At 53.8% G+C, this 4,216-nt stretch carries 3 protein-coding genes; all 3 read right to left on the reverse strand.

The genetic code is table 11. The features are described from left to right. Positions 1–1,393 (reverse strand): TonB-dependent receptor plug domain-containing protein (locus tag ACETWG_11630; protein MFB0517236.1); only part of this gene is annotated, 1,393 nt, incomplete at its 3' end. A gap of 196 nt (positions 1,394–1,589) precedes the next feature. Continuing rightward, positions 1,590–2,087, reverse strand: a complete 498-nt coding sequence (locus tag ACETWG_11635) for a hypothetical protein (GenBank protein ID MFB0517237.1) — start codon at positions 2,085–2,087, stop codon at positions 1,590–1,592. Positions 2,088–2,146: 59 nt separating this feature from the next. Further along, positions 2,147–3,808, reverse strand: coding sequence for an NAD-dependent malic enzyme (locus ACETWG_11640; GenBank protein ID MFB0517238.1), 1,662 nt, complete (start codon positions 3,806–3,808; stop codon positions 2,147–2,149). Between the last annotated feature and the right edge of the window lie 408 nt (positions 3,809–4,216).

Raw genomic sequence — 4,216 nt, forward strand, 5'->3', positions numbered from 1 at the left:
TGATCCCGGAGAGGTCGGTTGTCCAGGTATCCTGCAGGTGATTGGTGATGAATTGGTCACCGCGCAAGCTTATTTCCAGACGGACCTGGGAGGCTAAGGGATTGAGATCTTCATCAATAATACGCATTACGGCAGCATAGCCCAGATTAATTCGTTCCAGTCGGGCTGAGTCATGGATGAACGTCTCCAGAACGGAATCGTAGAGGCTGTTGTTACCGTTGAAATTTTGTTCTTCATAACTCAGCTGGAGAATGCTGCTCATTTTCCTGTTAATAATTTGCTTGGCGATGCGGCCAGTAACGTTTCCTTCCTCAAGTTGGCGTTCCAGGTTGGTAAAGAAATGATCGGTCCACCCCCAATTCCGGTAGCCGAGGAAAAAGGTCCAATCTGAAGAGCCAAGCAGGGAACCTTTGTAGGTGAGGGTCGTGAGGGCCATATGGTCACTTTGTGCCTCACCGCCGACTGGCAGCTCCAGATAATTATTCAGTCGGTATTGCTTAGCGACCAGCTCTCCGAAGCGTGGATAGGCGGCAGCAGACATGGAGTTAAAGAGATTAGTATAGAGGGTGTTACCGTCATATCGGCGAGATTTCCCTGAATAACGTCCCCCGGCAGCGAAGATTCCCAGCCGTCCCGAGGCGGAAAAACTCAGGTCCTGATCGCTGGCGTCAGTGAGGCCGTAGCCGCGGGAAAAGGTAACCTGGTTGCTGTCGGGAAGGTGAGAGGTCAAGCTCACAACTCCGCCAAAGGACCCCTGTCCGAAAAGGGTGGTAGAACCGCCTTTCACTACCTCCACCCGCTCCAGATCATTTAAATCAATGGCTGAGAGATTAGCCATTCCAGTATTTGAATCGTTAAGCCGGAGTCCATCCAGGAAAACGGCGACTTCGTTGGGATTGCTACCCCGAATACTCACGGTCTGTTTGCCGGTAGCGGAGGCATTGATGACCACACTGGGTAGGGGACGGAGGGCATCGCCCACGTCTCGCGCGCCGTAGCTTTCCATCATCCGGGAGGTCAGCACATTGATTGCCGACGATACCTCCGCCCCCACCTGAGACCGATCGCCTATGACGATGACATCCTCACCCATGAGAAAAGCCGGTTCCAGGGTGATAATTAAAAGCGTGTCTACGGAAACATACACTTCTTTGCGTTGGAAACCGATATGGGTAACCTCCAGGGTGAAGGGGTAGGAATGTGTGGTGGGAAACTCGAAACAGCCTTCGATGTCCGTGGCCCCTCCTTCGTCGGTTCCCATCACCACCACATTGGCGCCCACGATCGGTTCCTGGCTACTCCCGTCAAGTACTTTCCCACGCACTGTGACTGAGGCGGTGAGGAGGGCCGGCAGGGCCAGCAGGATATAGAGGATTCTTATAAACCGGTACACTATTGCGCGATCCCCTTTAAAGCGGCAAGCGGGCCGTCAAATCTATCTTACGGGCTAGCCAGGGAGGCTTGCAACGATAAGTTTTCGGCGCAATCAATTTTAGCGGGAACGTAGATAACCAGTGCAGTCTATGAAAATCTACTGAGAATGCCCCTCCGCGGGCACCCGCGTGTCATCGACATCCGAATCAATTATCTTAACCTAGGTGAAGAATCACTCCGTCGTTCACCTCAATGCCCGTTACCCGGATGGGCGGATAAAGATTTCCCCATCGATCAAGGAATGCAGCCAGGGGGATGCCGAGCTGGCCATCCTGTTGCTGGAGCTGCACCGCGTTTCCATACCGCTGTTGGACGATCCCGTCCAGCAGCTTGATGAGGGCCCCCTGGAAAGGCCGGAAGAGTGCGCCGGGGAGATTCCCGATTTGCCTGAGAGTGAACCAGAGGCTTCCGTCCCGAATATGCCAGTTGGTCAGGCGTAGACTCGTGCCAATGCCCCTATAGTCGGGACTACTGCCGAGATGGAGTTGCAGGGGGATCTGGACCTCGTCCTGTCCGATGTGAAGCTGGTTCACTATCAGCGTAAGCGTTCCCGGGCTACCCGGATTGATAACCACCCTTCCATTATCGACACCGGGCAAAGCGCTTATCATTCGCTTTATCAGGGGAGTGTTGAGGATTATCCGGCTCTGCATAGAGGAGGATCTATAATCGGGGCTCGAAGGAGGCTGTTATCCTCTCCGATGAAGCTCGGCTAGACGTACGGCTTATATTCGGGTTTCCAGACCCAGTTCCGGATATATGCCTCCAGGTCATCAGGCTCAGGTTCACTATTTAGACTCAACCGGTAGGCTTCACGGGCCACGGCGGCGGCAATGTTTACCGATACCTTCTGGATCTCCGACTGACGAGGATAAACACTTCCTTCCTCAAGCAGCTGGTCGGAAACGACCCGGGCCAGGGCCATGGCGGCCTGATGAAACATGCTGTTGACTATCCGCTTGGCACCGCTGATGATAGCTCCCAGGCCGACGCCGGGGAAGACGTAGGCATTGTTTCCCTGTCCGGGGCGGAAGAAGCGGCCATTGAGAGTAAGGGGGTCGAAGGGGCTGCCGCTGGCGAAGATAGCCCGGCCTTCGGTCCATCGGTAGGCCTGTTCCGCGGTGCACTCGGCCTTGGAGGTGGGATTACTGAGGGCGAAGATGATGGGTCGCTCAATGTGCCTGGCCGCAGCACGTACGATCATCTCATTGAAAAGTCCCGGTTTCCCTGAGACACCCAGCAATACCGTTGGGCGGACCCTTTCCACTACTCTTCCTAAAGTACTGATTGGTTGCTCATCGCGGGCGAAAAGCAGTTTGTGGGGTTCCAGTTCCCCGGGGCGCTGGCGGGTGACCAGCCCTCTAGAGTCCACGTGCCAGAAATGCTGCTTGGCTTCCGCTTCGTTCAGGCCTTCTTCTTTCATCCCGGTCATAATCGCCGCGGCGATGCCGATACCGGCTTCGCCGGCGCCCAGGAAAACAATGCGCTGGTCGGACAGGCGCTGTTTGGTAATGCGCAGCGCCCCCAACAGACCGGCTAGTATGACAGCACCGGTGCCCTGGATATCGTCATTGAAGACCGGCGCCTCATCATGATATTTTTCCAGGAGTCGGAAGGCATTGGTATTCCCGAAGTCCTCAAATTGTATGATGCAGTGTGGCCAGCGGGCGCGAACCGCCTGGACGAACTCGTCAATTAGTTCGTCGTAGGCATCACCGCGCTCGCGGGGACGGTCCAGCCCCAGGTAGAGGGGGTCCTGCCGCAGCTCCTCGTTGTTGGTGCCTACATCCAGACAGACAGGCAGGGTTTTGCAGGGATCAATGCCGGCGGCAGCAACGTAAAGGCTCAGCTTGCCAACTGGAATTCCGATGCCATTAAGACCGAGATCACCAAGCCCAAGAATGCGCTCACCATCCGTAACCACGATAATGCGGATGTCCGGGTAGGGCCAGTTGGCTAATATTTCGTCTACTCGTCCCAGATCTTCCAAGGTGATGCACAGTCCCCGGGGGCGCCGGAAGATGCGACTGTACCTTTGGCAGGCTAAACCGACGGTGGGCGTGTACACAATGGGCATCATCTCTTCAAGGTGTTCGTCCAGTAAGCGATAAAAGAGGATTTCATTGCGGTCAAGCAGACCAATAAGGTAGATATATTTCTCCAGGTCAGTCTCTTTATGGCTGTAGTTTTCATATACCCGTTCCAGCTGTTCTTTGATCGGGATATACTTGGGTGGTAACAGCCCGCGTAGACCCAGCTTATCCCGTTCTTCCGGCGTAAACGCTGTTCCTTTGTTCAATCTGGGATCGTGCAGGAGGTCAACTCCTTGCTTGAGTTCATGATCTGTCGTTGGATTGGCTTTTGCCATGCTCATGGTAAGACTCCAGTAATTGGATCAAAGACGTCATATTGATAGCAGCCCATAATTGGCATTTAAAGTTACGCTTATTTCAGCGTCGTAGACATATGCAAAGCGGGATTCCTTCGGCTTCTTTAAGGGAAAGATATGATAGATCATATACAGCTTCTTTCCTTATCCGGATGGCAAGATTCACGAGCAAGCCCTGGGTCTTGCTTATGCTTTGGCAGCGGCAAACTGGTTGGAAACGGGTGATTATCGGGTTCCGTGGTTGATTCCAGCCAAAGCCAAAAGAGAGGTAGGAAAATATTGCCTAGTTGAAGCAAAGATACTATACTGTGGTGGTTCTCTTCCCCGGTCGTCAACGAAAGAACGTTGAGAACATAGTGTTGTCGAAGTTAGTTACATCACAGCATGGCATAG

The organism is Candidatus Neomarinimicrobiota bacterium (assembly GCA_041862535.1).
In the GTDB taxonomy this organism is placed as follows: domain Bacteria; phylum Fidelibacterota; class Marinisomatia; order SCGC-AAA003-L08; family TS1B11.

Bases quoted from the DNA above. Each gene is read 5' to 3' on its own strand.
- ACETWG_11640 (MFB0517238.1), bottom strand. From the start codon at position 3,808: ATGAGCATGGCAAAAGCCAATCCAACGACAGATCATGAACTCAAGCAA.
- ACETWG_11635 (MFB0517237.1), bottom strand. From the start codon at position 2,087: ATGCAGAGCCGGATAATCCTCAACACTCCCCTGATAAAGCGAATGATA.